This window comes from Aeromonas allosaccharophila, assembly GCF_016026615.1.
In the GTDB taxonomy this organism is placed as follows: domain Bacteria; phylum Pseudomonadota; class Gammaproteobacteria; order Enterobacterales; family Aeromonadaceae; genus Aeromonas; species Aeromonas allosaccharophila.
In genome coordinates this window covers 2844811-2869152 of the sequence record NZ_CP065745.1, presented here as the reverse complement: position 1 = coordinate 2869152, position 24342 = coordinate 2844811, and the positions used below count along the sequence as shown (strand labels likewise).

Below are 24342 nucleotides of genomic sequence, written 5' to 3'. Positions count from 1 at the left end.
TTAGGTTGTCGGGCATTTCACGGAATTCACCCTGACATTTGAGGAGCGAAATGATGAACAACGAGCTGGATATCAAGTCTCTGGTGGCCGAGTTACGCGTGGTCAGAGTGCGCTATGAACTGCCTGATACCTCGGCTTTTGTGCGCTATCAGCCTGCCTATGAAGAGGACCCCAATACCCTCAAGGTGCACCACTATGATGGCGAACTGCCGCTCTCCTGTAGTGATACAGGTACTTTCAACCTAAAGGAGTTGGTGAATGAATTGCGCTACGCCTATGTGTTGGTGCACCTCTTTCCTGACGAAAGTGCCATGAACTTCTATCTGACCGGCCTCGATACTGGCCTGGCTCAGCTGGAGTTCATCGGTGGCTCCTACGATTTCAACCGGCTCTGGATCACCAGCGGTGTCTCCAATCTGGGCGTCCCCATGGCCATCTTCCTTGGCAAGCGTCACGCCGTGAACGGCCAACCCTCGGTTTCGCTGGTGGATCACCGCGAGCAGGCGGCCGGCAAACTGGTCTATCGCGCCATCGGCGGTGCCGGTGATCATGTGGGCGAAGACTTTTTCAACAACGACTAAGGAGGCTGGATGCGAGCAAGCAAAGGGCTATTGAAAGGCCTCAATCCCACCATGGCCATGACGGCCCTCACCGTGATCACCCTGTTTTTGCTGTTTGGCGTATTTGTTCCCGATACCGCGGCCGCCTGGTTTGTCGGTGCCAAGGATCAGATCATTGCCGGGTTCAAGTGGTACTACATTCTGGTAGTCGCCCTGTTCCTGTTCTTCGCTGTCTACCTGATGTTCAGCCGTTTTGGCAGCATCCGACTGGGTGACGACGACCAGGTACCGGATTTCGGCTACTTCGCCTGGTTCTCCATGCTCTTTAGCGCGGGCATGGGTATCGGTCTGGTGTTCTGGAGCATCGCCGAGCCGATGAACCATCTGCAGGGCAATCCGTTCATTACCGAAGGGATGACCCCGGAAGCGGCCCAGATCGCCATGCGCCTCACCTTTTTCCATTGGGGCCTGCACCCCTGGGCCATCTATGTGATCGTTGGCCTGTCGCTGGCCTTTTTCAGTTATCGTCGCAAGTTGCCGCTGGCTATTCGCTCCGTGCTTTACCCTATCCTCGGCGAGCGGATATACGGTTTCTGGGGCCATGCAGCCGATGTGCTGGCCGTGTTCGGCACCGTGTTCGGGGTGGCGACCTCCCTTGGTCTGGGGGTCTCCCAGATGAATACCGGCCTCAACCAGATGTTTGGTATGGCGGTGTCGCAGTCCAACCAGCTCTGGCTGATTGGCGGTATCAGCCTGATCGCCACCCTGTCGGCGGTCTCCGGGGTCGGGCGCGGGGTGAAGATTCTCTCCGAGCTCAATATCTGGCTGAGTGTCTTCGTGCTGGGCCTCTTTCTGGTGCTGGGGCCGACCACCTACATCCTCAACGCCTATGTGCAGAACATCGGTGATTACCTGCAGAACATCGTCAAACTGAGCTTCTGGACCAACACCGAGGCCAATGGCACTTCTGCTTGGCAGTCGAGCTGGACGGCGTTTTACTGGGGTTGGTGGATTGCTTGGGCGCCGTTTGTCGGCATGTTTATCGCCCGCATCTCCAAAGGGCGCACCATTCGCGAGTTTGTGCTTGGCGTGCTGCTGGTGCCTTCGCTGCTCGGCATGTTCTGGCTCACCGTGTTTGGCGGTACGGCGATGAATCTGGAGCTGTTTGGCGGTGGCGGTGTGGTCGCTGCGGTCAATCAGGATGTGACGCTGGCGCTCTACAAGACGGTCGAGCTGCTGCACTGGGATACCTTCGGCTGGATCGCCAAGGCCGTGCTGACCCTGCTCATCTGTACCTACTTCATCACCTCCAGTGACTCGGGTACGTTGGTCATCACCACCCTGCTCTCCATCGGTGATCAGGAGCCGCCGGTGCTGCACCGCGCCATCTGGGGGCTGGGACAGGGGCTGGTTGCCGCCATCCTGCTGGTCTCCGGCGGCCTGGCAGCTTTGCAGGCAGCCAGCATCATAGCCGCGCTGCCGTTTTCGGTGATCATGCTGGCGATGTGCTATTCGCTGATGCTGGGACTCAAGCAGGAGAGCCAGCGCCAGTTCGAATATCGTCAGAACCTCAAGCGCCATGATGGCTCATCCCATATGAGCCTGATGGAGCGAATTGGTCCGGCATAACGGCATCAGCAGGGGTTAGCGCCCTTCACATATAAATCTGAATGCAAAACGGCCGCCCTGGCGATGCTCTCCTTGCGGAGCTCATCATCAGGGCGGCCGTCTGTTATGGGGCCTAAGTTACTCCTCGATAAAAGTCCACTCATCCTTGATGCGGCTGATGGCATCGGTGCGCTTTTTGGCGAGCTGCTCCTTGATCTCTTCTCCTTTGAAACCGGCCGCTACTATCTCTTTCACCGGCACCGCCTGGGCAGCAGCCAGCGCCTCGGCCACATAGTCCGGCTCGGCATAGACCCGCTCCTCGAAACCGGTGCGGCCGTGGAAGTCGGCGCGGCAGGCATCCAGCAGCTGGGAAAAGCGCTCGGGGCGGCGCCAGGCATCTGCCTTGTCGAACACCTTGAGCAGGGTGGCGGGCTTGAGCTCAAAAGCGATGTGGATGTGGGTGTGCAGATCGCTCACCAGCAGCGCCAGATCCCGGCACTCGTTGGGTACCCGGAACCGCTCGCACAGGGCGCGAATAAGCGGCAGCCCCTTCTGACCGTGACCGTGATGGCTGGGCCAGAACTCTTTGGGGGTGATCCCCTTGCCAAGGTCGTGGCAGAGGGCGGCAAAGCGCACCGTCAGCTCGGGGGAGATCCGGCACGCCTGCTCCAGTACCATCAGGGTGTGGATGCCGGTGTCGATCTCCGGGTGCCACTTGGCCGGGGCGGGCACGCCAAACAGCGCATCGATTTCGGGGAACAGCGCCTTGAGGGCGCCGCACTGGCGCAGCACCTCGATAAAGATCTGCGGGGTCGGCCCCAGCAGCACTTTTTCCAGCTCCTTCCAGACCCGCTCCGGCGTGAGGTGGGCCAGCTCGCCGGCGGCCGTCATCTCGCTCATCAGGGCGAGTGTCTCCGGCGCGATGGTAAAGCCCTGGGCGTGGAAGCGGGCGGCGAAGCGGGCGACCCGCAGGATGCGCAGCGGGTCTTCGGCAAAGGCGGGGGAGACGTGGCGCAGCAGCCGCTTTTCCAAATCCTCAATGCCACCGTAGGGATCATGGAGCTCTCCCTGATCATCTTCGGCGATGGCGTTGATGGTGAGGTCCCGGCGCAGCAGATCCTGCTCCAGCGTCACATCGGGGGCGGCGTGGCAGACAAAGCCGGTGTAGCCCTGACCCTGTTTGCGTTCGGTACGGGCGAGGGCATACTCCTGCTGGGTTTTGGGGTGGAGAAACACCGGGAAGTCGCGACCGACCTGGGTAAAACCCAGCGCCAGCATCTGCTCCACGGTAGCGCCGACCACCAGATGATCCCTGTCTCCCTGCGGCAATCCCAGCAGGCGATCCCGCACTGCGCCCCCAACCAGATAAGTCTGCAAACCGTCTCTCCCGTCATCAATTGTGGGGCCGAGTATATCGTCTTTGTTACCGCTTTGCTGCCTGACCACCACCTGGCCGCAGCGCCAGTCAGCGTGGCTTTGACTTGGGCGGGACGAGGCCTTACGCTGCCGCACCAGACAGCTGGCGCTGTGTTGCGTGATGGTGTTATGCCCGCGCTGGCCAGATGAGCCAAAGGAACCGCAGAGTTCCCCTTATATCAACGACATGAGAACAACGTGAATCAATCAACCTTCGCAAGCCGGGTTCTGGAGTGGTACCAGCTTCATGGCCGCAAAACCCTGCCCTGGCAGCAGGAGAAGACCCCTTACCGGGTCTGGGTCTCGGAGATCATGCTGCAGCAGACTCAGGTCGCTACCGTGCTCCCCTATTACCAGCGTTTTATGGCGCGCTTCCCCGATGTGGTGGCGCTGGCCGATGCCCCCGTAGACGAGGTGCTGCACCACTGGACCGGGCTGGGCTACTACGCCCGGGCCCGCAACCTGCATAAGGCGGCCCAGCAGATCCGCGATCACCACCACGGCCTCTTTCCCGAGCGCTTTGACGAGGTGATGGCGCTGCCGGGGATTGGTCGCTCAACCGCCGGGGCCGTGTTGTCGCTCTCTCTGGGTCAGCCCCACGCCATCCTTGATGGCAACGTGAAGCGGGTTCTCACCCGCTGGCTGGCGCTGCCGGGCTGGCCCGGCCAGAAACAGGTGGAGAACGAGCTGTGGGAGATTGCCATCCGGCTCACTCCCAAGCTGGGGGTGGCGCAATACAATCAGGCGATGATGGATATCGGGGCGACGATCTGTACCCGCAGCAAGCCAGCCTGTGATCGCTGTCCGGTACGGGCAGATTGCCAGGGGCTGTCGCAAGGCAAGCCCACCGTGTATCCCAACAGCAAGCCGAAAAAGAGCATTCCGGCCCGCGATGGCATCATGCTGCTGATCCGCCATGGCGATGAGTTGCTGCTGGAGAAGCGGCCGCCGCAGGGGATCTGGGGCGGGCTCTACTGCTTCCCGCAGGTGGCCTCGCTGGCGGAGGTGGATGGTCTGCTGGCATCCCTCGGCCTGAGCCATCACGGTTATCGTGAACTGGCCGGTTTTCGCCATACCTTCAGCCACTTCCATCTCGATATTCAGCCGCTGCTGATTGACATTGATGAGGCGCAGCCGCTGCGGCTCATGGAAGCAGATAACCGACTCTGGTATAACTTACGCCATCCTGCCGAGGTGGGGCTGGCGGCCGCCACGGCCCGTCTGCTCGCCTATCCAGAGTTACAACCATAGAGGTCAACATGAGCCGTACTGTATTTTGCCAACGCCTGAAAAAAGAGGGCCCGGGTCTGGATTTTCAACTCTATCCCGGTGAGCTCGGCAAGCGGATTTTTGACAACATCAGCAAGGAAGCCTGGGCCGAGTGGCAGAAGAAGCAGGTGATGCTGATCAACGAGAAAAAGCTCAACATGATGAATCTTGAGCATCGCCAACTGCTGGAAAAAGAGATGGTCAGCTACCTGTTTGACGCGGGTGAAGTGCAGATCGAAGGTTACACCCCGCCTGCCAAGTAAGCTCTCCGGCTGTTGTTCGTGTGAACCGGAGCGGGCATGGCGCCACTGGCTGGCGTGACCGCTCCTGAAGTCGCAGCAAATGAATGATGGGCAGCTCTGCTGCCCGGTTTGAGGATCCTATGGGCCGAATTTTTTGGCTGCTGTGCACCCTGCTGTTTCTCTCTGCCTGCTCATCCTCCCCCAAGCCCAGCGGGAGTGAGGATGATGATCTGGTCAACGGCAAGGACATCCGCGGTTTTGAACACATGATCAGCGCGCTCTCCCATAACGTGAACGAGATATGGGGGCGGGAGGCGCTGTTTGCGGGCAAGTTTGACTACGTCAAATACACGGATCAGTACAAGAGTCGGGCCCACATCGACTTCTCCAGCGGCCACATCATGGTGGAGACGGTCTCTGGCGTCGATCCGCGTGCGCATCTGCGTCGCGCCATCATCGAGACCCTGCTGACCCCGGATGATCCGGCCGAAGTGGATCTTTACTCCGATCGGGAAATCCTGACCGGCGGCGAGCCTTTCCTCTACGGTCAGGTGCTGGATAATCAGCGCCAGCCAATTCGCGCCTCCTGGCGCGCCGAACGCTATGCCGACTACCTGCTCAGCACGGCGATGAAGAAGCGTACCCTGGGTATTCGTACCATCTTCTTCGTCGATATTCCCATGGTGGCCAACCATGAAGACAGGCGGGGCTACAAGTATGCGGGGATTATTCGGGAAGCGTCGCGCAAATACGGCGTGCCGGAGAGTCTGATCTATGCGGTGATCAAGACCGAGAGCAGCTTCAACCCCTATGCGGTGAGTCATGCCAATGCTTATGGCCTGATGCAGGTGATTCCGGCCACTGCCGGTCGTGACGTCTATGTGCGGGTCAAGGGCAAGAATGGCCAGCCGACCCGGGAGGAGCTGTTCAATCCGGCCTACAACATCGATGTCGGTACCGCCTATCTGCACCTGTTGCAGACCGTCTATCTGGCGGATATCGAAGACCCGCGCTCCCGTCGTTATGCGGTGATCTCCGCCTATAACGGTGGCGCTGGCGGGGTGCTCAACACCTTCTCCAGCGATCGCAAGGCGGCGCCGGGCCGGATCAACCAGCTTTCCCCCGAGGCTGTCTATCAGGTGTTGACCGAGCAGCATCCCAAAGAGGAGGCGCGCCGTTACCTCTACAAGGTCAACCAGGCCGAGAAGGGGTTCAAAAGAACCTTTTCTGGTCGGGCCGGTTAAGCGGTGACGCTGCGTTAACCATGCAAAAGGGCGCTTGATAGCAAGCGCCCTTTTTACGTCTGGCCAGTTCGTCGGTGAAGTTGCCTTATTTGGCGATAAAGCCGCCCTTGGTCTGCGGCGCTGCGCCCACTTTCTCCAGGGTTTTCACTTCCACTTCGGTCTTGTTCCAGCTGTGGTCCACTTCACCACGGATGCGGATCAGATCGTCCGGGCCCACTTCGGTGCCGCGCCACACATCCTGATCCACTTCGACCTCCACTTCACCGCTGGCATCGCGGAACAGATAGTTCTCGCCGCCCAGGTGCTTGACCAGTTTCCCTTCCAGCGTGGCCCAGCTGTCATCGGCCAGATCTTTCAGTTGAGCAACGGAGACCTTGTTCTGCTCCTGCGGGCCGGTATAGGCCGCCATGGCAAAAGAGGAGACAGACATCAGGGTCAACAGTCCGATTACGCTTGCGCTTACCTTGTTCATTTCATACTCCTGTCGTTGGTATGAGGGCATTGTGCCGCGCGGGGCGTGAAACAAGCGTGAAAGAAATACGCAGCTGTGATTGTCTGTTTTGTGAGCGCAAGCGATTTCATCGGTGATGGAACATGTGTGATTTCATCTGGAACTGTAATCTGTCGCCTTCACCAGAAGTCAGTGGTGGCAGACTCTTCCCGTGCTTGCCGCCATTCGAGGGGAAGTCCGCAGGTCTCACCTGCTTAATCGAAGAGCATAACAATATGAAAAAATGGCTTGTTTGTTTATTGGGGTTAATGGCATTGACCGCGCAAGCGGCAGAGGGACGCCAGCCTTTTTCCCGGGTCGTGATGTTTGGTGACAGCCTCTCCGACACCGGCAAGATGTACAAGAAGATGCGGGGGTATCTCCCCTCCAGCCCACCCTACTTCAACGGGCGCTTCAGCAATGGCCCGGTGTGGCTGGAGCAGTTGCGTGACCAGCATTTCCCCGGTCTGGTCGTGGCCAACGAGGCGGAAGGCGGCGCGACGGCGGTGGCATATAACCATCTAGGCGCCCTCAACGGCTGGCTCGGTTTCTGGTCTTGGGATCCAAAATATCAGGTGATCAACAACCTCGATTACGAGATCGATCAATTCCTGAAAAAGGACAAGTTCCGCCCCGATGATCTGGTGGTGATCTGGGTCGGTGCCAATGACTATCTGGCCTATGGCTGGAACACCGAGCGGGATGCGGATCGGGTGATCGATACCATCCGGCTGGCATCCAACCGGTTGGTTCTCAACGGTGCGCAGCAGATCCTGCTGTTCAACATCCCGGATCTGGGGCAGACCCCGTCGGCCCGCAGCATGAAGGTGGTGGAGAAGGTGCGCCATGTGGCCAGCTACCACAACCAGCGGCTGCAGAACCTCACCCGCGAGCTGGCCCCCCTTGGCATTGTGAAGCTGTTCGAGGTCGACAAACAGTTTGACGAGATGGTGCGCGATCCCCAGCTGTTTGGCCTGAGCGACACCGAGCACGCCTGTTATGACGGCGGCTACATGTGGAAGCCCTTCTCCGGTAGCGCCGCCGAGGTTGCCCCGGCTCCGGCTTTGAGTCTGTCCGAGAGGGTGGCGATCGCCGGTAACCCGATCCTGGCGCAGGCGGTGGTGAGCCCGCAGGCAAAACGTAGTGCCGCAGCCCTCAACTGCAACGAGCATATGTTCTGGGATCAGGTGCATCCGACCAAAACCGTGCACACGGCACTGAGTCAGCGCGTGGCTGATTTTATTGACCGGAACTACGAGTTTGTTCGTCACTGATACCTCACAGGGCCAGCATGCTGCTGGCCCCTGTTCTCCCCCGAGCCCAGATCAATGCGTCTTTTTGCGTCACACTTAGTTCAAATAACAAACATTTGTTGCTGTTTTTGTAACACACTTGCGTTACAGTGTTTTTTGTTAATTGATATCAGTGACTTGAAAATAGGCTAACGTTGATATGCTGCGATCGCTTTTTGGGTGGTTGCACCTATAAGACGAGGTGATATCAATCAACCTCCTCCTACATAAAGTTGCAGAGGCTCAGACATGAAAAAAACATTGATTACCTTGCTGGTTACCGGCTTGCTGGCGGCCAATGCCCAGGCTGCCGGTCAGGACAACACCTGGTATGGCGGTGCCAAACTGGGTTGGTCCAACTTCTACGGCATTGATGAAAGCAATGCCCTGACGCTTGGCAATGAGACCAACGATGCCTTGGGTGCAGGCGTGTTTGGCGGTTATCAGATCAACCAGAATCTGGGATTGGAGCTGGGTTACGACTACCTGGGCAAATATAAATACGACGCAGTGAAGAGCGGTGCTGCTTTTAGCGATGAGGTGACTGCACAGCTGGCTCAACTGACCCTGAAACTGGGTTTCCCGGTTACCGATAATCTGGATCTGTATGGTCGTGTCGGTGGCGGTTATGGTTGGGCTGATACCAAGAGCGATGTCTACAAAGATGACAGCCGCTTTGTCATGGTCGGCGCACTGGGTGCCGAGTATGCATTCAACCTCGACTGGGCTGCTCGCCTGGAGTACCAGTACACCACACCGTATGGCGACCGTGATGACACCGGCGTGAGAATGGATAACGGCCTGCTGTCGCTGGCGGCGGTTTATCGCTTTGGTCAGGTTGCCCCTGTGGCGCCCGCCCCGGCTCCGGAACCTGCTCCCGCGCCTGTTATGGTTGAGAAGCAGTTCACCCTGAGCTCCGACGTGCTGTTTGACTTCAACAAGGCGACTCTCAAGCCAGAGGCTAGTCAGGCGCTGGATAGCCTCTATACCCAGATTGAAGAGGCACGACCCAAGGATGGTGTAGCAACCGTGATTGGTCACACTGACCGTATCGGTTCCGATGCCTACAACCAGAAGCTTTCCGAGCAGCGTGCCCAGACCGTCGCCAACTATCTGGTTGGTAAAGGGATCCCGGCCGCCAAGATCAATGTAGAAGGGCGTGGTAAATCCTCACCGGTTGCCGGCGACAGCTGTGTCAGCAAATCCAAGCGTGAGCTGATCGTCTGCCTGGCACCGGATCGTCGTGTTGAAGTGAAGGTAGAAGGGGTTGCCGAGGCTCAGCAATAATCTGCTGAACCAGCCTCTTGCGGGGCGGTGACAAGGCCGCCTCGTTGGTTGTGAAATGCAAAAAAAGCCAGTCATTTGATCTGACTGGCTTTTTCGTTTCGCGGAGCAAGGCGTTATGAAGGGTGCATTATCAGGACGGCAGCGGCATCACCCGGTTGCGGCCGAGCTCCTTGGCCTTGTAGAGCAGCTTGTCGGTACGTTCGACCAGACAGTCCGCGCTCTCCTGACCGTTGAACTCACCCACGCCAAACGAGGCGGTGATATGGTCGATACGACGACCCGACTTGCGATCCAGAATCGACATCCGCTCGATGGCCCGGCGCATGCTTTCCGCCATCTGTCTGGCCAGTGCCAGAGCGCGATGGGGAACCAGCAGGGCGAACTCTTCTCCGCCGATCCGATAAGCGGTCACCCCCTCCTGACAGGCGTCACGCAGCCGTTTGCTGAAGGCACGCAGTACCTGATCGCCGAGCAGATGGCCATATTCGTCGTTGAAGTTCTTGAAGCGATCGATATCGGTCAGGATCAGTGAGAAGGGATGCTGGCTGCGGATCAGCCCTTCCAGCTCCAGATCGAAGGCGCGCCGGTTGAGCAGGCTGGTGAGGGCATCTTCGTTGGCCAGCTTGCGGGTCTCGTTGAGTGCCGCTCGCAGCTCCTTGATCTCTTTCTCGGCATTGCTGATTTGATTGCGAAAGTGCATGGTCGACATCCGCACGTCCCGCGATTCGCGCACCAGCTCCCGCAGGATCCCCATGGTGTCTTCCAGGCTGAAGCCCTCGTCATCGATGCGGCTGAGCTTGTCAAAACTCTTGTCGAGCATCTCCTGAAACATGCCGGTATCGGAGATGGCGTCCTGCATGGAGTGACCGAGCTCGTTGGCCATGGCGGCGAGACTCAGTTTCATTGCCTCCATCTGCTTCTCATCCTGAGCGGCCAGATACTGGTGATAGAGCCGTTCGCAGGTGGTGAGCGAGCAGGTTCCCTGCAGCTTGACGGCCTGATCGATCGCCTGGTTGAGCTCGGGCATGCTGGCCGAGACATAGTTGTACCACAGGTGGTAATTGTCCGGCGTCGTGGGGATCTGGTACTTGATCATCAAGGGTACCGCCTGCTTGAGATAGGCGGCAGATTGGGCAAACGTGTCCTTACTCATGAGTTCCGTGTCTCATCATGCCAGCGAACTGAAGATAGTATGACAGAGAGATTGGCCAAAAGGCAGCCGATGGATGCCATTCGCCCCCCCCTTCGATATAATGGCTGGGTTATTACCTACCCTAAGGCCTGCTTATGTCTCAAAAAGATCCTTTCCTCCAACGCGAGGCCGAAAAATACGAAAACCCCATCGCCAGTCGCGAGCTGATCCTCGAACTCATCAAGGGTCATGAAAAGCCGATGTCCCGCGAAGAGCTGGCCAAGGCACTCAAGCTGACTGACGAAGAGCCGTTGGAAGCTTTGCGCCGTCGTCTGCGCGCCATGGAGCGCGATGGGCAGCTGGTATTCACTCGCAACCAATGTTACGCCCTGCCGGATCGCCTGAATCTGGTCAAAGGGTATGTACTCGGCCATAAAGATGGTTTCGGTTTTCTGCGCCCGGAAGGTGGTGGACCGGATCTGTATCTGAACAACCGCGAGATGCAGCGCCTGATGCACGGTGACTATGCGCTGGTGCAGCCGACCGAGATTGACCGCAAGGGTCGTCAGGAAGCACGTCTGGTGCGCCTGCTCAAGCCCCGTGAGGCAGACATCGTCGGCCGTTACTTCGTCGAGAACGGTGTCGGTTTCGTGGTGCCGGATGACAGCCGTATCGGTCAGGACATCATCATCCCTGAAGGTGAAAACAAGGGTGCTCGCCAGAGCCAGGTCGTGGTGGTGCGCATCAACCAGCGCGCCAACTCCCGCATCAACGCGGTCGGTACCGTACTGGACGTGCTGGGCGAGAACATGGCCCCGGGCATGGAGATCGAGATCGCCCTGCGTACCCATGGTATCCCGCATACCTGGCCAGAGGAGGTGACCAAGGAGGTTGCCGGTCTCGGCGAACAGGTGCCGGAAAAAGCCAAAGAGGGTCGTATCGACCTGCGTGCCCTGCCGCTGGTCACCATTGACGGGGAAGATGCCCGCGACTTCGATGACGCCGTCTTCTGTGAAGCCAAGCGTGGCGGCGGCTGGCGCCTGTGGGTTGCCATTGCGGATGTCTCCGCCTACGTGAAGCCCGGCACTGCGCTGGACGCTGAAGCTTATCAGCGCGGCAACTCGGTCTATTTCCCCGAGTTCGTGGTGCCCATGCTGCCGGAGGTGCTCTCCAACGGGCTGTGCTCCCTGAACCCGCAGGTTGACCGTCTCTGCATGGTGTGCGAGATGACCATCTCCGCCGCTGGCCGCATGTCCGGTTACAAGTTCTACGAAGCGGTGATGAACTCCCATGCGCGGATGACCTACAGCAAGGTCGCGGCCATTCTGGATGGTGATCCCAAGCTGCGTCAGCAATATGATCCGCTGGTGGGCCATATCGAAGAGCTCAACAACCTCTACAAGGCGCTCAAGCACGCCCGTCACCAGCGTGGTGCGGTGGAGTTCGAGAGCGAAGAGACCCGTTTCATCTTCAACGCCCAGCGCAAGATCGACCAGATCGTGCCGCTGGTGCGCAACGATGCCCACAAGATCATCGAAGAGTGCATGATCCAGGCGAACGTGGCCGCGGCCCGTTACATCGAGAAGAACGAAGCCTTTGCCCTGTTCCGGGTGCACGACCGTCCGGGTGAAGAGCGTCTGACCGGTTTTCGCGACTTCCTGGCCGAACTGGGTCTGGAGCTCAAAGGCGGTCTCGAACCCGAGCCGAAAGACTTTGCCGAGCTGGCCGCCAAGTTTGAAGGGCGCCCGGATGCCGAGCTGCTCTCCACCATGCTGCTGCGCTCCATGCGTCAGGCCGTCTATCAGGCTGACAACATCGGTCACTTCGGTCTGGCGTTGAAGTCCTACGCGCACTTCACCTCGCCGATCCGTCGCTATCCCGACCTGATCCTGCATCGTGCCATCAAGTACCAGACTGCAAAAGAGCAGCAGGGCAACCTGCGCCACAAGTGGACCCCGAGCGGTGGTTATCACTACCAGCTGGAAGAAGTGGACCCGATGGGCGAGCACTGCTCCATGACCGAGCGCCGTGCCGATGATGCGACCCGCGACGTAGCCGACTGGCTCAAGTGCGAGTACATGCTGGATCACGTGGGTGACGAGTTCGACGGCGTGATCGCCAGCGTCACCGGCTTTGGTTTCTTCGTCCGTCTGGCGGAGATCCACATCGATGGTCTGGTCCACGTCAGCACCCTCACCAACGACTACTACCAGTTTGATCCCCTGCACATGCAGCTGATCGGCGAGAACTTCCGCCGTCGCTACCGTCTGGGTGACAAGGTGCGGGTCAAGGTGATGGGCGTTAACCTGGACGATCGCAAGATCGACTTCGTGATGGTGGAAGAGCCGCTCAAGGCCACCGGCAAGAATGCCAAAGAGATGGCGCGCAAGCAGGCCGAAATCAAGAAAGAGAAGGCCAAGAGCGCCCAGCGCCACGAAAAACGCAAAGAGGGCAAGGATCACGGCAAATCCGACAAGGGTGGCCGCGCCAAGCCCAGCAACAGACGACCGAGCAAAAACGCTCGCGATAAGGCCAAGAGCACTAAATGAGTACTGAACTGATCTACGGCATTCACGCTGTATCCGCGCTGCTGGAGCGCACCCCGGAGCGTTTCATCGAAGTGTGGGCCCTCAAGGGGCGCGATGACGACCGGCTGCAACCCCTGCTGACCGAGCTTGAATCCCTCGGTCTCAAGGTGCAGAGCGTGAACCGCAAGACGCTTGATGATAAAGCCGAGGGCAACAATCACCAGGGCATCATGGCCAAGGTGATCGAAGCGCCCAAGCTGGCCGAGCACGATCTGGCCAGTTTGCTGGACAGTCTGGCCGAACAACAGACCCAGCCTTTCCTGCTGGTGCTGGATGGCGTGACTGATCCGCACAACCTCGGTGCCTGCCTGCGCAGCGCCGATGCGGCTGGGGTCCATGCGGTGATCGTGCCGCGGGACAAGGCTACCGGCCTGACCTCGGTGGTACGCAAGGTCGCCTGTGGCGCCGCCGAAGTGGTGCCGCTGATCCAGGTCACCAATCTGGCTCGTAGTCTGCGGGAGTTGAAGGATCGCGGCGTCTGGATCGTCGGCACTGCCGGTGAGGCGGATCACGATGTCTATCAAGCCAAGCTGACCGGCCCGATGGCGCTGGTGATGGGCGCAGAGGGCAAGGGGATGCGCCGTCTGACCCGTGAACATTGCGACGAATTGGTGAGTATCCCGATGGCGGGGGCGGTATCCAGCCTCAACGTCTCGGTGGCGACCGGCGTCTGCCTGTTCGAAGCCGTGCGTCAACGCCGCAGTTAATGCCGTGATGACCGACAGACCTCCCTTCAGTTGGGCGCAGGTCGCAGATGAAGAGGAGGCCGCGCGCCTCCTCTCTTTTGCCCGCTCGCTGACCCTGCCCCCCAGATCTTGCCTCTGGCATGCCGGCGATAGCCCGGATCTGCTGGTCAGAGTGGAGCAGGGGCTGCTGCGGGCCAAAGTGGTGCTGGCGGATGGCCGCGAGTACATCAAGGAGTTCTACTGGGAGGGGGACGAGTTTCTCGACTTCCACCACCTGCTCAGTGGTGACCCCGCGCGCTACAGCGTGGAGGCGTTAGAACCCTGCCGCTTGCAGTTGTTCCAGCTGACCGACCTGCGTCAGCTCTGCTGTTGGCCAATCTGGTACCGACATCTGCTGGAGGTACAGCTGCGCATCAAGGAGGAGAAGGAGCTGTTGCTGCTGACCGGGAGTCCACAGGCCCGCTATCAGCACTTTCTGAAATACTTCCCCGCGCTGGATGCCAGAGTGCCGGATCACCAGATCGCCGCCTATCTCGGCATTACTCCCATCAGCCTGAGCCGCATTCGCAAACGACTGAAAGAACTTAACAAAGGTTAATGCAGGGCGCTGGCGTCAAGATTATGCTGGCAGGCCGAATTGATAAGGAGTCGCCGATGAACTGGATCCTGAAACCCTGGTCTGAACTGACCACTGACGAGTTGTACGAGTTGCTGGCATTGCGGGCCGAGGTGTTCGTGGTGGAGCAGACCTGCCCCTTCCAGGATCTGGATGGGCTGGATCGCCGCGAGGGGGTCTGGCACCTACTCGGTTATCAGGGCGAACAGCTTGCTGCTTACGCGCGGATCATGGCGCCCGGTATCGGTGATGAGAGCGGTGCCGCCATCGGCCGGGTGGTCACCTCGCCCAAAGCGCGTGGCGGTGGCCTCGGTCACCAGCTGATTGGCGAGGCGGTGACAGCCTGCGAGGCCCGCTGGCCGACTCACAGCATCTGGCTAGGCGCGCAGGCCCATCTGCAGGGTTTCTATGGCCAGCACGGTTTTGTGGCTGAAGGGGAGGGGTATGTCGAAGATGATATCCCCCATATGGGGATGCGCAGAGCCGTGGCCTGACCATCAGGCAAGGTGATACCGCATGCAGAAGGGCCATCCCGTGGGATGGCCCTTCTCTTTAGCGCTTGGCGATTACTTCTTCTTTTTCTTCTTGGCGGACTTATTCTTGTCGACCGGCTTTTTCTTCTTCACCGGTACTCGCGCTTCCTTGTGTTTCGGGCGCAGCTCGTCGATGACCCGGCGCTTGAGGCGCTCCTCGGTGTAGCGTTCGATCTTGGCAACCATCGCCATGTCGTGGGCTTCTACCAGGCTGATGGCGCAGCCACGGTTGCCAGCGCGACCGGTACGACCGATACGGTGGACGTAAACGTCGGTACCGTAGGGCATGTCATAGTTGATGACATGGCTGACGTTGGGCAGGTCGATGCCACGGGCGGCAACGTCGGTCGCGATCAGGAAGGGCACTTCCCCTGCGTGGAACTTGCGGATCGACTCGACGCGCTTGCTCTGCTCCATCTCGCCACGGATCCAGGCGCACGGGATGCCCGCAGCCTGCAGCTGGCCGGAGAGCTCCGCCAGACGCTCGCGGGTCTTGACGAAGACGATGGCTTTCTGGGTTTCCGGATCTTTCAGGATATGGATCAGCAGCGCCAGCTTGTGGGCGGCATCATCGGCCAGATGCACCCACTGGGTGATCGGGCGACGTTCGCTGCGGGGCGGCTCGGCGTGCAGTTCGACCGGATCGTTGAGGATCTCGTTGGCGAACTTCTCAAGGCCAGCTCCTTCAAGCGTGGCGGAGAACAGCATGGTGTGCTTGCGATAGCGCGCTTCGGCCACGATGCGGTTCACATCCTTGATAAAGCCCATGTCCAGCATGCGGTCCGCTTCGTCCAGCACCAGCACCTCGATGTCGTGGCTCTCGAACTCCTCTTTCTCGATGTACTCGAGCAGACGACCCGGGGTGGCGACCACGATGTCGGTGGTCTTGGTCAGGGCAGGCAACTGCTCTTCATGACTGACGCCGCCGATGATGGTCTCGATGCTGAGGTTGGTGTGCACCGCCAGCGCCTTGGCGTGGGCGGTCACCTGCAGCGCCAGCTCGCGGGTCGGGGTCAGGATCAGCATGCGGCAGGGGCCCGGCTTGCGGCGCGGGAAGTCCAGCAGGTGCTGGAGTGCTGGCAGCAGGAAAGAGGCGGTCTTGCCGGTACCGGTCGGAGCGGATGCCAGAATATCGCGGCCGTCCAGGGCTGGCTCCAGCACCATCTGCTGGATGGTGGTGGGGCGGGTGAATCCCATCTCGGCCAAGGCCCGGTTGAGGGCGGGGTGCAGGTCGAAATCATCAAAGGACTGGCTCATGGCAATACTCGGTCATTAAGGAAACGGCAGATTATAGGCGATTATCTCGTCGGCTCCTATTGGTGAGTGTGTCTTAGCCGCTATAATCGCCCACCATTTTTGCAGATGACGGGGGCCAGATGGGGCGTAGTCGCGGATTTACCTTCAAACAGTTCCATATCAATCACGATCGCTGCGCCATGAAGGTAGGCACCGATGGCATTCTGCTCGGTGCCTGGGCGCCGGTTGAACAGGCGCACCGGGTGCTCGATATCGGCACCGGCAGTGGCCTGATCGCCCTGATGCTGGCCCAGCGCAGCAGATCTGACTGTCGTCTCGATGCGGTCGAGCTGGATATTAATGCGGCCAGCCAGGCGCGGGAGAATGCGGCGGCCTCTCCCTGGGCCGATCGGGTGACCATCATAGAGAGTGCCATTCAGGATTATCAGGCAGCCCCCTACGATCTTGTCGTCTCCAACCCCCCCTATTTCGTGGCAGGCCAGTCATTTAGCGATCCGGCGCGTGCGTTGGCCCGTCATACCGGCGCCCTCGACAGTCACGGATTACTGGCAGCTTGCAATCGTTTGCTAAGCCGGAATGGTCAGGTGGCGCTGGTGCTGCCGACGGCGATGGCCGATGAAATTTTATGCATCTCGGCGCATTATGATCTGCATGGGATTTGTTATACAGCTGTTATCACCAGAGAGGGTAAAGAGGCAAATCGTGTTTTATTGCTACTTGGCAGAGGATTAAACAGGTGTGAGAGGGGTGAGATTGTGATCCATTCTGCTGATGGAGCCTATTCCGACAGATATATCCAACTGACCAGCCCCTTCTATTTGAAGATGTAAATTTCGTCTTGAACTATTTTTTCACGCCATTATGCTGGTTCCAGATCGAGCGCCCGCTCCAGACCAGCTAAAACCACTGGTTGTGATGAAAAAACACGCGGGGCTCTTTTTTTATCCCCCCTGAACACACCCGGTCAGCGACCGATAAAAACTATAACAAGCAATAATTTACAAGACAGACGAGGTTGAACTTGACGAAATCACTCACATTGTCCGATGTACTCGGATTAGGGTTTATGACCTTCGCCTTCTACCTGGGCGCCGGTAACATCATTTTCCCGCCGTTGGCCGGTTACATGGCCGGTGAGCACCTCTCCCTGGCGATGTTCGGCTTCCTGGTGACTGCCGTAGGCCTGCCTCTGGTGACCATTCTGGCTGTGGCGAAAGCCGGTAACGGCTGGGCGGGCATGACCAAACTGCTCCCTGCCGGTGTCGCGACCGCGCTGGCCGTGGCCATCTATATCATCATCGGCCCGGCCTTTGCTGCGCCCCGTACCGGTCTGGTGGCCTACGAGATGGGCCTCAAGCCGTTCATCGGTGACATGGGTCAGGCGGGTCTGGCGGCCTATACCGTGATCTTCTTCGGCGTGGCCATGCTGGTTTCCATGAACCAGGGCAAGCTGATGGATGCCATCGGCAAATACCTGACACCGGTTCTGATGCTGCTGCTGCTGACCCTGGCGGTCGGGGTATTCGTGGCGCCGCAAGGCACCATGCCGGATGCGTCCGGTGACTATCAGAACAGCCCCTTCGTGAAAGGGATCCTGGAAGGCTATAACACCATGGACACCCTGGCGTCCCTGATGTTTGGCGCCCTGATCGTCGACCTGCTGCGCCAGAAGGGCATCAACGACTACAAGAGCCAGTTCAAGTATCTGGCCATTGCCGGCCTCATCTCCGCCATTGGTCTGTGCGTGGTCTATGTTTCCCTGTTCCGTCTGGGTAACACCGCGGCCGGTGTGGCGACGGATGTCAGCAACGGTGGCGCCATCGTCAACGCCTACGTGCTGAGCCTGTTTGGTCAGCCCGGTCAACTGATCCTGGCCGCCATTATCACCCTGGCGTGCTTCACCACTGCCGTGGGTCTGATCTCCGCCTGTTCAGACTTCTTCCACAATCTCACCGGCATGAGCTACAAGAAGCTGGTGGTGTTGCTGGGCGTTGTCTGCGCCGTGGTGGCCAACGTGGGCCTGAGCCAGTTGATCAGCCTCTCCATTCCGGTGCTGGTTGCCATCTATCCGGTTGCCGTGGCGCTGGTGCTGGTCACCTTCCTGAAGGGTTACTTCGGTCGTCCCCGTCTGGTGTTCCGTGCGGTGCTGGTGGTGGCCTTCCTGTTCGGTTGCCTGGATGGTCTGGGTGCTGCCGGCATGAAGATGGATGCGTTCGCCTTCCTGCCGCTGTTCGACAAGGGCCTCGCCTGGCTGATGCCGACCCTGCTGGCCTGCGTAGTAGGCATGGTGGTGCGTCCGACCGAGCTGGCCGCCGAAGCCGCCTGATCACGCCCGATGTGATGTTGCCAAGAGCCTGCCCCGTGCAGGCTCTTTTGTTTTTCATCTTTCTGCAGTCTGTGCTGGAGTGTGTGCCGTAGTGTCGTGATGATCGCTGTCGGCGACGTTCGTCAGTTCCACTCCTTTATCGCCCATGCTCCCCTCTTGGTGCAACCTCTGTTTTGTATCCTTTTGAGATTGCCAAATTTCTTGGTGATTAACTCTGCATAGTTAAATTGTTTCAATATATTAATTTGAGATTGAGCTTTTATTCATTTTCTTTATGCTGAGTGAGTGATTCTTGTCCTGTCTCAGGACGAGAAAGAAGCAAGAGGTATTGTTACCGGTTATCTGCCAGGCAGTGGGTGCAATCAATAACAAGCTGATAAGGCAGATGAGGTTGGGTTTGACGAAATCATTGAAGTTGTCCGATGTATTCGGATTGGGGTTTATGACGTTTGCCTTCTATCTGGGGGCAGGCAATATCATTTTTCCGCCGCTGGCCGGTTTCATGGCCGGTGAGCATCTGCTGGCTGCCATGAGCGGCTTTTTGCTGACGGCGGTGGGCTTGCCGCTGATCACCCTGATTGCGGTGGCCAAGGGGAGTTCGGGTGGCGGCGCGGGTGGCTGGACCGGGATGACCCGCTATCTACCGGGCTGGGCCGCCACAGCGCTGGCCATCGCCATCTACATCATCATGGGACCGGCCTTTGCCACACCACGCACCGGATTGGTCGCCTACGAGATGGGGCTCAAGCCCTGGCTTGGCGAGGCTGGCCAACACGGGCTGCTGCTTTATAGCCTGTTCTTCTTTGCTCTGGTGATCCTGGTCTCGCTGAATCGGGGCCGACTGCTGGATGCGGTGGGCAAATACCTGACACCGGCCCTGATGGTGATGCTGCTTATTCTGGCGGTCGGGGTCTTTATGGCGCCACAGGGCACTATGCCCGATGCCAGCGGCGACTATGTCGGGACCCCGCTCATCAAGGGGATGCTGGAGGGGTACAACACCATGGATACCCTGGCCTCCCTGATGTTCGGTGCGCTTATCATCGGTTTGCTGCGGCGCAAGGGTATTGAAGACTACCCGAGCCAGTTCAAATACCTGACCATCGCAGGCCTGATCTCTGCAGCCGGACTCTCGGCGGTCTATATCTCCCTGTTCTACCTTGGCAACAGCGCCGCCGGAGTGGCGAGCGATACCAGCAATGGCGGCGCCATCGTCAATGCCTACGTCCTGAGCCTGTTTGGTCAGCCGGGGCAGTTCATTCTGGCGGCCATCATCACCCTGGCCTGCTTTACCAGTGCGGTCGGTCTGCTTTGCGCCAGTGCCGACTTCTTCCACAGTCTGGCTGGTTGGACATACCGCAAGTGGGTGCTGCTGATGGGCTGCTTGTGCATCCTGGTGGCCAATGTGGGGTTGAGCGAGCTGATCAGGCTCTCTATTCCGGTACTGGTGGCCATCTATCCGGTTGCCATCGCGCTGGTGCTGGTGACTTTTGCTCAGGGTAGTTTCGGTCGGCCACGTCTGGTGTTTCGCACCGTGCTGCTGGTGGCCTTCCTGTTCGGCTGTCTGGACGGACTGGGCGCTGCCGGTATGCAGATGGATGCGTTCGCCTTCCTGCCGCTGTTCGATAAGGGCCTCGCCTGGTTGCTGCCGACCCTGCTGACCTGCGGCCTTGGCATTTTGGTGCGGCCAAGCGGAAAGCTGGCTGCCGAAGCGGCTTGATTCTGGAACAACGAGATAGCAAAGAGGCCAGCAGCTGCTGGCCTCTTCTGTTTCTGCCGGATCCGTTAACAAGTCAGATTTGCGGGCCTGTCGGCTTGGGTTTGCCGTCCAGACCGTACCAGTGGGTTTGCACCCGTCCGGCATGCCACTCGAAGGTGCCCCAGGGCTGCTTGGCTTCCCAGCGGGGGAAGTTGATGAGCACCCGGTTATCCTCGTATTTGTAGAGGGAGGTGCTGATCTGGATATCCGACAGGATCAACAACAGGGCCCAGCAGATGAAAATCCATTTCAATGCTTTCCACATAGGGTTACTCGAAGCAGATTTCGATGGTGGCGCGGCCGTAATCTGATTCGAACGGCATCATGATCTTGGTGCCATCGGCCCGGTGGGTGATGGTGTGGTTGGCTCCGGAGACGATGATGGGGGTGGCCATATCAAACTCGTAACCCTTCTCACCCAGCATCCGCTTGGCGCCACCGGTTACCATGTTGGTGATTTCACCGACCATGTCGGTCACCTCTTCGTTGATGTTGGCGGGGGCTTCCCCCAGCATGCGGCGCATGATCTCCAGCGCCAGCCCCTTCTCGAAGCTGATGGAGAGAGAACCGCGGGTCTGCGGGCCGACCATGCCGATCAGGCCGGAGACGTCGCCGCGCGCCAGCTCATCCATCTTGCGTTTCGGTTTGCCCGGTTTGAGTTCCAGCTGTGCCATGGTGGAGAGCACATTGAGCAGGGATAGCAGGAACGGATTTACAAAATCAGCCTTCATGATGATTTCCTACAGTGGGCGTACAGCGAGCACATTGGCCATGTGCCTCTATTGTCTTATTGGTAATCGTAAAACCATGCAAGTGGGCTTGCTCGGAAAACGCGCTATCTATGGCCGTATCGTGAAGCTCGACCACATCGCCACACTCGTCGCAGATCAGTAGCTGCATCGGGTGAGCATGATCGAAGTGGCAGCAGAAGATAAATGCGTTGAGCGATTCCACCTTGTGAGCAAAGCCCTGTTCGAGCAAAAAATCGAGTGCCCGATAGACGGTTGGCGGCTTGGCATTGGCTTCGGTTTGTTGCAGCTGGGCTAACAAATCATAGGCGCTGATGGCGTTGCCGTGTGCCGCCAGCAGGCGAAATACCTGACGCCGGGTCGGGGTGAAGCGGATCCCTCGCTGTATACAGAGTCGCTCGGCTCGTTGTAAAAGTTGGTCTTGATTCATGATCGCGCAGATACCCTTTCTATTAGCCGGATACTATCACAGGGCCTCGCATGGCGCGGCGACAAAATTCATTTTCTGGGGCTGCTTCACGTTGTGATAAAATCCGCCCCTTTCTTTAGCCAACCCGGATGATTTTTATGCAGGCGCAGCGTTTTTCCATCGCCCCCATGCTGGACTGGACCGATCGGCATTGCCGTTACTTTCATCGACTGATGAGTCGCCAGACCTTGCTCTATACCGAAATGGTGACCACTGGCGCCATCATCCATGGCAAGGGGGATTATCTGGGTTACAGCGAGCAGGAGCACCCCATCTCCCTGCAGCTGGGTGGCAGCAATCCCGCCGATCTGGCCCACTGCGCCAAGCTGGCCGAGGAGCGCGGCTATGACGAGGTGAACATCAACGTTGGTTGCCCCTCCGATCGGGTGCAGAACGGCCGTTTTGGTGCCTGCCTGATGGGTGAACCGGTGCTGGTGGCTGACTGCGTCAAGGCGATGCGCGATGTGGTCGATATCCCGGTGACGGTGAAGACCCGTATCGGTATTGACGATCAGGACTCCTACGAATTTTTGCAGGCTTTTATCGAACAGGTGCGCGATGCCGGTTGCGACACCTTTATCGTCCATGCCCGCAAGGCGTGGCTGAGTGGTTTGAGCCCCAAGGAGAACCGCGAGATCCCGCCGCTCGATTATCCCCGTGTCTATCGGGTCAAGCAGGATTACCCGGAGCTCACCATTGCCCTCAACGGCGGCGTCACCTCCATGGAGCAGACTCTCGAGCACCTGCAGCATGTTGATGGCGTGATGATGGGGCGTGAAGCCTATCAGAACCCCTACATTCTGGCGCAGGTAGACAACCTGGTGTTCGGCCAGCATAACGCCGTGCCGAGTCGCCACGAGGTGGTGCGGATGATGCTGCCCTATATCGAGCAGGAGCTGGCCAAGGGCAACTACCTCTCCCATATGACCCGCCACATTTTGGGGCTGTTCCAGAACATGCAGGGAGCCCGCGCCTGGCGCCGTCACCTGAGCGAGAACGCCTGCAAACCGGGCGCCGGTATTCAGGTGGTGCTGGATGCCATGGCCAAGGTGCCGGAGTTTGCCAGCAACGAGACAGCCGAATAAGCCGCTGTCAGCAGCAAGAACCACAAAAAGCGCGTCAGTTGACGCGCTTTTTTGATCGCTGTCGCTTCAATATCTGAACTGGTTGATCAGCCGCGAGAGATCCTGCAGCCGCTCCACCAGCAGGGTGATGCCATCGAGGGCTTGCCTGCTGTTGTCGGCGGTGTGGCTGGCCAGCTGGTGGATCTGGTGTACCCCTTCGTCGAGTGTCGCCGTGACATCGGCCTGCTGGCTCACCGCCTGGGCGATCTCGTCGCTGGTGCGGGTCACCTGTCCCAGCATCCGGTTGATCTGGGTGAGCACGTCGGCGGTGGTGCCCGCGTGCTGCTGGCAGCGCTCCGAGGTCTGTGCCCCTTGTGCCATCCCGTCCGACAGCTGTCGGGTGGTCTGTTGCAGCGCCTGGATCATCTCGTGGATCTCGCTGGTCGAGGCGCGGGTCTTCTGGGCCAGCGCTCTCACTTCGTCTGCCACCACTGCAAAACCGCGCCCCTGTTCGCCAGCCCGGGCCGCTTCGATGGCCGCATTGAGGGCGAGCAGGTTGGTCTGATCGGCGATTTGGCTGATCACTTCCAGAATGCCGCTGATCTTCTGGCTGTCGCTGGTGAGCTGGGCCAGCACGGCGTGGTTGGCATCCAGCTCCTGATGGAGTTGGTTGACGGAGGATTGGGTGGTCGCCAGAGCTTGCAGCCCCTCGGCGGAGACCTGTTGCACCTCGGTGACCAGATTGCTCGCCTCATGGGCGCTGTGGGCTACATCGCGAATGGAGTGGCTCAGCTCGGTGATGGCGGTAGCCAGCTGTTCGCTGTGGGCACGCTGCTGCTGCAGATGAGTATCGATGGTCTGGATATTGCCCCGGTCATCTTCGGCTGCCTGCAGGATCTGCTGGTTGGTGTCGGCGCTACGCCCTACCACGGCCTTGAGCTCGGCCTGCTTCATCCGCAAGGCCAGTTCAACGGCAGCCAGGGTGTCGCGCCGCCGGGTGTAGAGCACCTGACAGAGGCGGGTTCCCTTGTCTTGATCGGCAAGGGTGAGCAGATGAGCCAGCCGCTGCTGCAAGCGCCAGCCATGGGTTGCCTGCGCCAGCAGCAACAGGGCGGTGGGCAGCAGCCAGCACAGGTTGCCGGTGGCAAAAGTAGCAAGGGTGGTAAGCAACGTAGCAATTGAGAGCCAGAGGGTCAGCTGACCCGGTTCAATGTGAAACCGGCTCAGCCAGGGAAGCGCCTTGCCGCTGCGCAGCAGGCCATAGAGCTGCTCGGCCCAGGCCACATCGCTGGCGGCGGGTTTGGTGCGTACCGACTGGTACTCGACGATCTCCTTCTGTGCATTGAGGATCGGGGTGACGTAAGCGTTTACCCAATAGAACTGACCGCTTTTGGCGCGGTTTTTGACCAGCCCCATCCAGCTTTTGCCCTGTCGCAGCCGCTGCCACATGTCGGCGAAGGCCGCCTTGGGCATATCGGGGTGACGTACCAGATTGTGGGGCACCCCTTCCATTTCGGCAGCACCATACCCGGCCACATCACAGAAGTGCTGGTTGGCGTAGGTAATATGGCTGGCGGGATCCGTGGTCGAGATCAGTGCGATGTTGTCGGGGAAGTGTATCTCCCCCTCCTGATGGAGTGTGGTCATGTGTCGTTCCTGAAAAAGCCAACTAACTGATAAATATCTTTTTATTTTCAGCTAATCATTCTAAGGCTCTTCAGTGACCCGAACTTGGCTTGGGTCAATTAATCAACA

General features: G+C 59.0%; 23 protein-coding genes. 15 read left to right on the top strand and 8 right to left on the bottom strand.

The features are described 5' to 3' along the window. Nucleotides 1-53: 53 nt before the first annotated feature. Both I6G90_RS13005 and I6G90_RS13000 read left to right on the top strand, forming a co-directional pair. A complete protein-coding gene (locus I6G90_RS13005; RefSeq protein WP_197927821.1) occupies nt 54-581 on the top strand; it encodes a hypothetical protein in 528 nt (175 codons plus the stop codon). Between the two features lie 9 nt (nt 582-590). Beyond that, nucleotides 591-2189, top strand: coding sequence for a BCCT family transporter (locus I6G90_RS13000; protein ID WP_197927819.1), 1599 nt, complete (start codon nt 591-593; stop codon nt 2187-2189). A 117-nt stretch (nt 2190-2306) separates the two neighbouring features. On the opposite strand, the gene I6G90_RS12995 is transcribed toward I6G90_RS13000, so the two are convergent. After that, the gene (locus I6G90_RS12995) at nt 2307-3545 is read right to left on the bottom strand and encodes a multifunctional CCA addition/repair protein (RefSeq protein ID WP_197927817.1); all 1239 of its coding nucleotides are present in this window, start codon (nt 3543-3545) and stop codon (nt 2307-2309) included. A 237-nt stretch (nt 3546-3782) separates the two neighbouring features. On the opposite strand from I6G90_RS12995, the gene mutY reads away from it, so the two are divergent. The 3 genes from mutY to mltC all read left to right on the top strand — a co-directional run bounded on the left by mutY (nt 3783) and on the right by mltC (nt 6339). Then, complete coding sequence (mutY, locus tag I6G90_RS12990; protein ID WP_197927815.1) at nt 3783-4835, top strand: A/G-specific adenine glycosylase; 1053 nt, start codon at nt 3783-3785, stop codon at nt 4833-4835. Between the two features lie 8 nt (nt 4836-4843). After that, the gene (locus I6G90_RS12985) at nt 4844-5116 is read left to right on the top strand and encodes an oxidative damage protection protein (RefSeq protein ID WP_058056466.1); all 273 of its coding nucleotides are present in this window, start codon (nt 4844-4846) and stop codon (nt 5114-5116) included. A 119-nt stretch (nt 5117-5235) separates the two neighbouring features. After that, on the top strand, nt 5236-6339 hold the full coding sequence (gene mltC / locus I6G90_RS12980; RefSeq protein WP_111806250.1) for a membrane-bound lytic murein transglycosylase MltC: 1104 nt from the start codon (nt 5236-5238) through the stop codon (nt 6337-6339). Between the two features lie 85 nt (nt 6340-6424). On the opposite strand, the gene I6G90_RS12975 is transcribed toward mltC, so the two are convergent. Beyond that, nucleotides 6425-6811, bottom strand: a complete 387-nt coding sequence (locus I6G90_RS12975; RefSeq protein WP_197927813.1) for a YgiW/YdeI family stress tolerance OB fold protein — start codon at nt 6809-6811, stop codon at nt 6425-6427. 254 nt (nt 6812-7065) lie between these two features. Here I6G90_RS12975 and I6G90_RS12970 point away from each other — a divergent pair, with 254 nt between their 5' ends. Then, a complete protein-coding gene (locus I6G90_RS12970) occupies nt 7066-8103 on the top strand; it encodes an SGNH/GDSL hydrolase family protein (protein WP_042062948.1) in 1038 nt (345 codons plus the stop codon). A 267-nt stretch (nt 8104-8370) separates the two neighbouring features. Next, nucleotides 8371-9408 carry a porin OmpA gene (ompA, locus tag I6G90_RS12965; protein WP_197927811.1) on the top strand — a complete coding sequence of 346 codons (1038 nt, stop codon included), beginning with the start codon at nt 8371-8373 and terminating at the stop codon, nt 9406-9408. 130 nt (nt 9409-9538) lie between these two features. Here ompA and I6G90_RS12960 read toward each other — a convergent pair whose 3' ends face one another. Beyond that, entirely contained in the window at nt 9539-10561 is a 1023-nt protein-coding gene (locus I6G90_RS12960; RefSeq protein WP_042062951.1) for a GGDEF domain-containing protein, read from the bottom strand. Between the two features lie 134 nt (nt 10562-10695). Here I6G90_RS12960 and rnr point away from each other — a divergent pair, with 134 nt between their 5' ends. The 4 genes from rnr to I6G90_RS12940 are packed head-to-tail and all read left to right on the top strand — an operon-like array spanning nt 10696 to nt 14924. Next, a complete protein-coding gene (gene rnr, locus I6G90_RS12955; RefSeq protein ID WP_042062952.1) occupies nt 10696-13089 on the top strand; it encodes a ribonuclease R in 2394 nt (797 codons plus the stop codon). Beyond that, nucleotides 13086-13835 carry a 23S rRNA (guanosine(2251)-2'-O)-methyltransferase RlmB gene (gene rlmB, locus I6G90_RS12950; RefSeq protein WP_042062953.1) on the top strand — a complete coding sequence of 250 codons (750 nt, stop codon included), beginning with the start codon at nt 13086-13088 and terminating at the stop codon, nt 13833-13835. Before rnr ends, rlmB begins: the two co-directional genes overlap by 4 nt. Nucleotides 13836-13842: 7 nt before the next feature. Further along, complete coding sequence (locus I6G90_RS12945) at nt 13843-14412, top strand: Crp/Fnr family transcriptional regulator (protein ID WP_197927809.1); 570 nt, start codon at nt 13843-13845, stop codon at nt 14410-14412. A 56-nt stretch (nt 14413-14468) separates the two neighbouring features. Next, nucleotides 14469-14924, top strand: coding sequence for a GNAT family N-acetyltransferase (locus tag I6G90_RS12940; protein ID WP_197927807.1), 456 nt, complete (start codon nt 14469-14471; stop codon nt 14922-14924). 72 nt (nt 14925-14996) lie between these two features. Here the strand turns inward: I6G90_RS12940 and srmB are convergent, their stop codons facing one another. Then, nucleotides 14997-16220 carry an ATP-dependent RNA helicase SrmB gene (srmB, locus tag I6G90_RS12935; protein WP_197927805.1) on the bottom strand — a complete coding sequence of 408 codons (1224 nt, stop codon included), beginning with the start codon at nt 16218-16220 and terminating at the stop codon, nt 14997-14999. Nucleotides 16221-16339: 119 nt separating this feature from the next. Between srmB and I6G90_RS12930 the strand changes: the two genes are divergently transcribed. The 3 genes from I6G90_RS12930 to brnQ (I6G90_RS12920) all read left to right on the top strand — a co-directional run bounded on the left by I6G90_RS12930 (nt 16340) and on the right by brnQ (I6G90_RS12920) (nt 20266). Next, nucleotides 16340-17050 carry a tRNA1(Val) (adenine(37)-N6)-methyltransferase gene (locus I6G90_RS12930; RefSeq protein ID WP_182932959.1) on the top strand — a complete coding sequence of 237 codons (711 nt, stop codon included), beginning with the start codon at nt 16340-16342 and terminating at the stop codon, nt 17048-17050. Between the two features lie 236 nt (nt 17051-17286). Then, complete coding sequence (gene brnQ, locus I6G90_RS12925; protein ID WP_232254359.1) at nt 17287-18546, top strand: branched-chain amino acid transport system II carrier protein; 1260 nt, start codon at nt 17287-17289, stop codon at nt 18544-18546. 442 nt (nt 18547-18988) lie between these two features. Next, complete coding sequence (brnQ, locus tag I6G90_RS12920; protein ID WP_232254460.1) at nt 18989-20266, top strand: branched-chain amino acid transport system II carrier protein; 1278 nt, start codon at nt 18989-18991, stop codon at nt 20264-20266. Nucleotides 20267-20339: 73 nt separating this feature from the next. On the opposite strand, the gene I6G90_RS12915 is transcribed toward brnQ (I6G90_RS12920), so the two are convergent. Genes I6G90_RS12915 through zur form a run of 3 tightly spaced genes read right to left on the bottom strand, consistent with a single transcriptional unit; the run spans nt 20340 to nt 21484 of the window. Then, on the bottom strand, nt 20340-20570 hold the full coding sequence (locus I6G90_RS12915) for a hypothetical protein (protein ID WP_042656409.1): 231 nt from the start codon (nt 20568-20570) through the stop codon (nt 20340-20342). Between the two features lie 4 nt (nt 20571-20574). Then, nucleotides 20575-21036, bottom strand: a complete 462-nt coding sequence (locus I6G90_RS12910) for a chemotaxis protein CheX (protein ID WP_042656408.1) — start codon at nt 21034-21036, stop codon at nt 20575-20577. Further along, nucleotides 21026-21484 (bottom strand): zinc uptake transcriptional repressor Zur, encoded by a 459-nt coding sequence (gene zur, locus I6G90_RS12905; RefSeq protein WP_182969788.1) that lies wholly within the window; start codon nt 21482-21484, stop codon nt 21026-21028. Before zur ends, I6G90_RS12910 begins: the two co-directional genes overlap by 11 nt. A 137-nt stretch (nt 21485-21621) precedes the next feature. On the opposite strand from zur, the gene dusA reads away from it, so the two are divergent. Next, on the top strand, nt 21622-22608 hold the full coding sequence (gene dusA / locus I6G90_RS12900) for a tRNA dihydrouridine(20/20a) synthase DusA (protein ID WP_197927801.1): 987 nt from the start codon (nt 21622-21624) through the stop codon (nt 22606-22608). A gap of 66 nt (nt 22609-22674) precedes the next feature. Here the strand turns inward: dusA and I6G90_RS12895 are convergent, their stop codons facing one another. Beyond that, nucleotides 22675-24234: a methyl-accepting chemotaxis protein gene (locus I6G90_RS12895; protein ID WP_197927799.1), complete on the bottom strand. Its 1560-nt coding sequence runs from the start codon at nt 24232-24234 to the stop codon at nt 22675-22677. Nucleotides 24235-24342 lie beyond the last annotated feature (108 nt).

Excerpts from the sequence above, each read along its gene's own strand:
- I6G90_RS13005 (WP_197927821.1), top strand. The coding sequence starts at position 54 with ATGAACAACGAGCTGGATATCAAGTCTCTGGTGGCCGAGTTACGCGTG.
- I6G90_RS13000 (WP_197927819.1), top strand. The coding sequence starts at position 591 with ATGCGAGCAAGCAAAGGGCTATTGAAAGGCCTCAATCCCACCATGGCC.
- I6G90_RS12985 (WP_058056466.1), top strand. The coding sequence starts at position 4,844 with ATGAGCCGTACTGTATTTTGCCAACGCCTGAAAAAAGAGGGCCCGGGT.
- mltC (WP_111806250.1), top strand. The coding sequence starts at position 5,236 with ATGGGCCGAATTTTTTGGCTGCTGTGCACCCTGCTGTTTCTCTCTGCC.
- I6G90_RS12975 (WP_197927813.1), bottom strand. The coding sequence starts at position 6,811 with ATGAACAAGGTAAGCGCAAGCGTAATCGGACTGTTGACCCTGATGTCT.
- I6G90_RS12970 (WP_042062948.1), top strand. The coding sequence starts at position 7,066 with ATGAAAAAATGGCTTGTTTGTTTATTGGGGTTAATGGCATTGACCGCG.
- ompA (WP_197927811.1), top strand. The coding sequence starts at position 8,371 with ATGAAAAAAACATTGATTACCTTGCTGGTTACCGGCTTGCTGGCGGCC.
- I6G90_RS12960 (WP_042062951.1), bottom strand. The coding sequence starts at position 10,561 with ATGAGTAAGGACACGTTTGCCCAATCTGCCGCCTATCTCAAGCAGGCG.
- rnr (WP_042062952.1), top strand. The coding sequence starts at position 10,696 with ATGTCTCAAAAAGATCCTTTCCTCCAACGCGAGGCCGAAAAATACGAA.
- rlmB (WP_042062953.1), top strand. The coding sequence starts at position 13,086 with ATGAGTACTGAACTGATCTACGGCATTCACGCTGTATCCGCGCTGCTG.
- I6G90_RS12945 (WP_197927809.1), top strand. The coding sequence starts at position 13,843 with ATGACCGACAGACCTCCCTTCAGTTGGGCGCAGGTCGCAGATGAAGAG.
- I6G90_RS12940 (WP_197927807.1), top strand. The coding sequence starts at position 14,469 with ATGAACTGGATCCTGAAACCCTGGTCTGAACTGACCACTGACGAGTTG.
- srmB (WP_197927805.1), bottom strand. The coding sequence starts at position 16,220 with ATGAGCCAGTCCTTTGATGATTTCGACCTGCACCCCGCCCTCAACCGG.
- I6G90_RS12930 (WP_182932959.1), top strand. The coding sequence starts at position 16,340 with ATGGGGCGTAGTCGCGGATTTACCTTCAAACAGTTCCATATCAATCAC.
- brnQ (WP_232254359.1), top strand. The coding sequence starts at position 17,287 with ATGACCTTCGCCTTCTACCTGGGCGCCGGTAACATCATTTTCCCGCCG.
- brnQ (WP_232254460.1), top strand. The coding sequence starts at position 18,989 with ATGACGTTTGCCTTCTATCTGGGGGCAGGCAATATCATTTTTCCGCCG.
- I6G90_RS12915 (WP_042656409.1), bottom strand. The coding sequence starts at position 20,570 with ATGTGGAAAGCATTGAAATGGATTTTCATCTGCTGGGCCCTGTTGTTG.
- I6G90_RS12910 (WP_042656408.1), bottom strand. The coding sequence starts at position 21,036 with ATGAAGGCTGATTTTGTAAATCCGTTCCTGCTATCCCTGCTCAATGTG.
- zur (WP_182969788.1), bottom strand. The coding sequence starts at position 21,484 with ATGAATCAAGACCAACTTTTACAACGAGCCGAGCGACTCTGTATACAG.
- dusA (WP_197927801.1), top strand. The coding sequence starts at position 21,622 with ATGCAGGCGCAGCGTTTTTCCATCGCCCCCATGCTGGACTGGACCGAT.
- I6G90_RS12895 (WP_197927799.1), bottom strand. The coding sequence starts at position 24,234 with ATGACCACACTCCATCAGGAGGGGGAGATACACTTCCCCGACAACATC.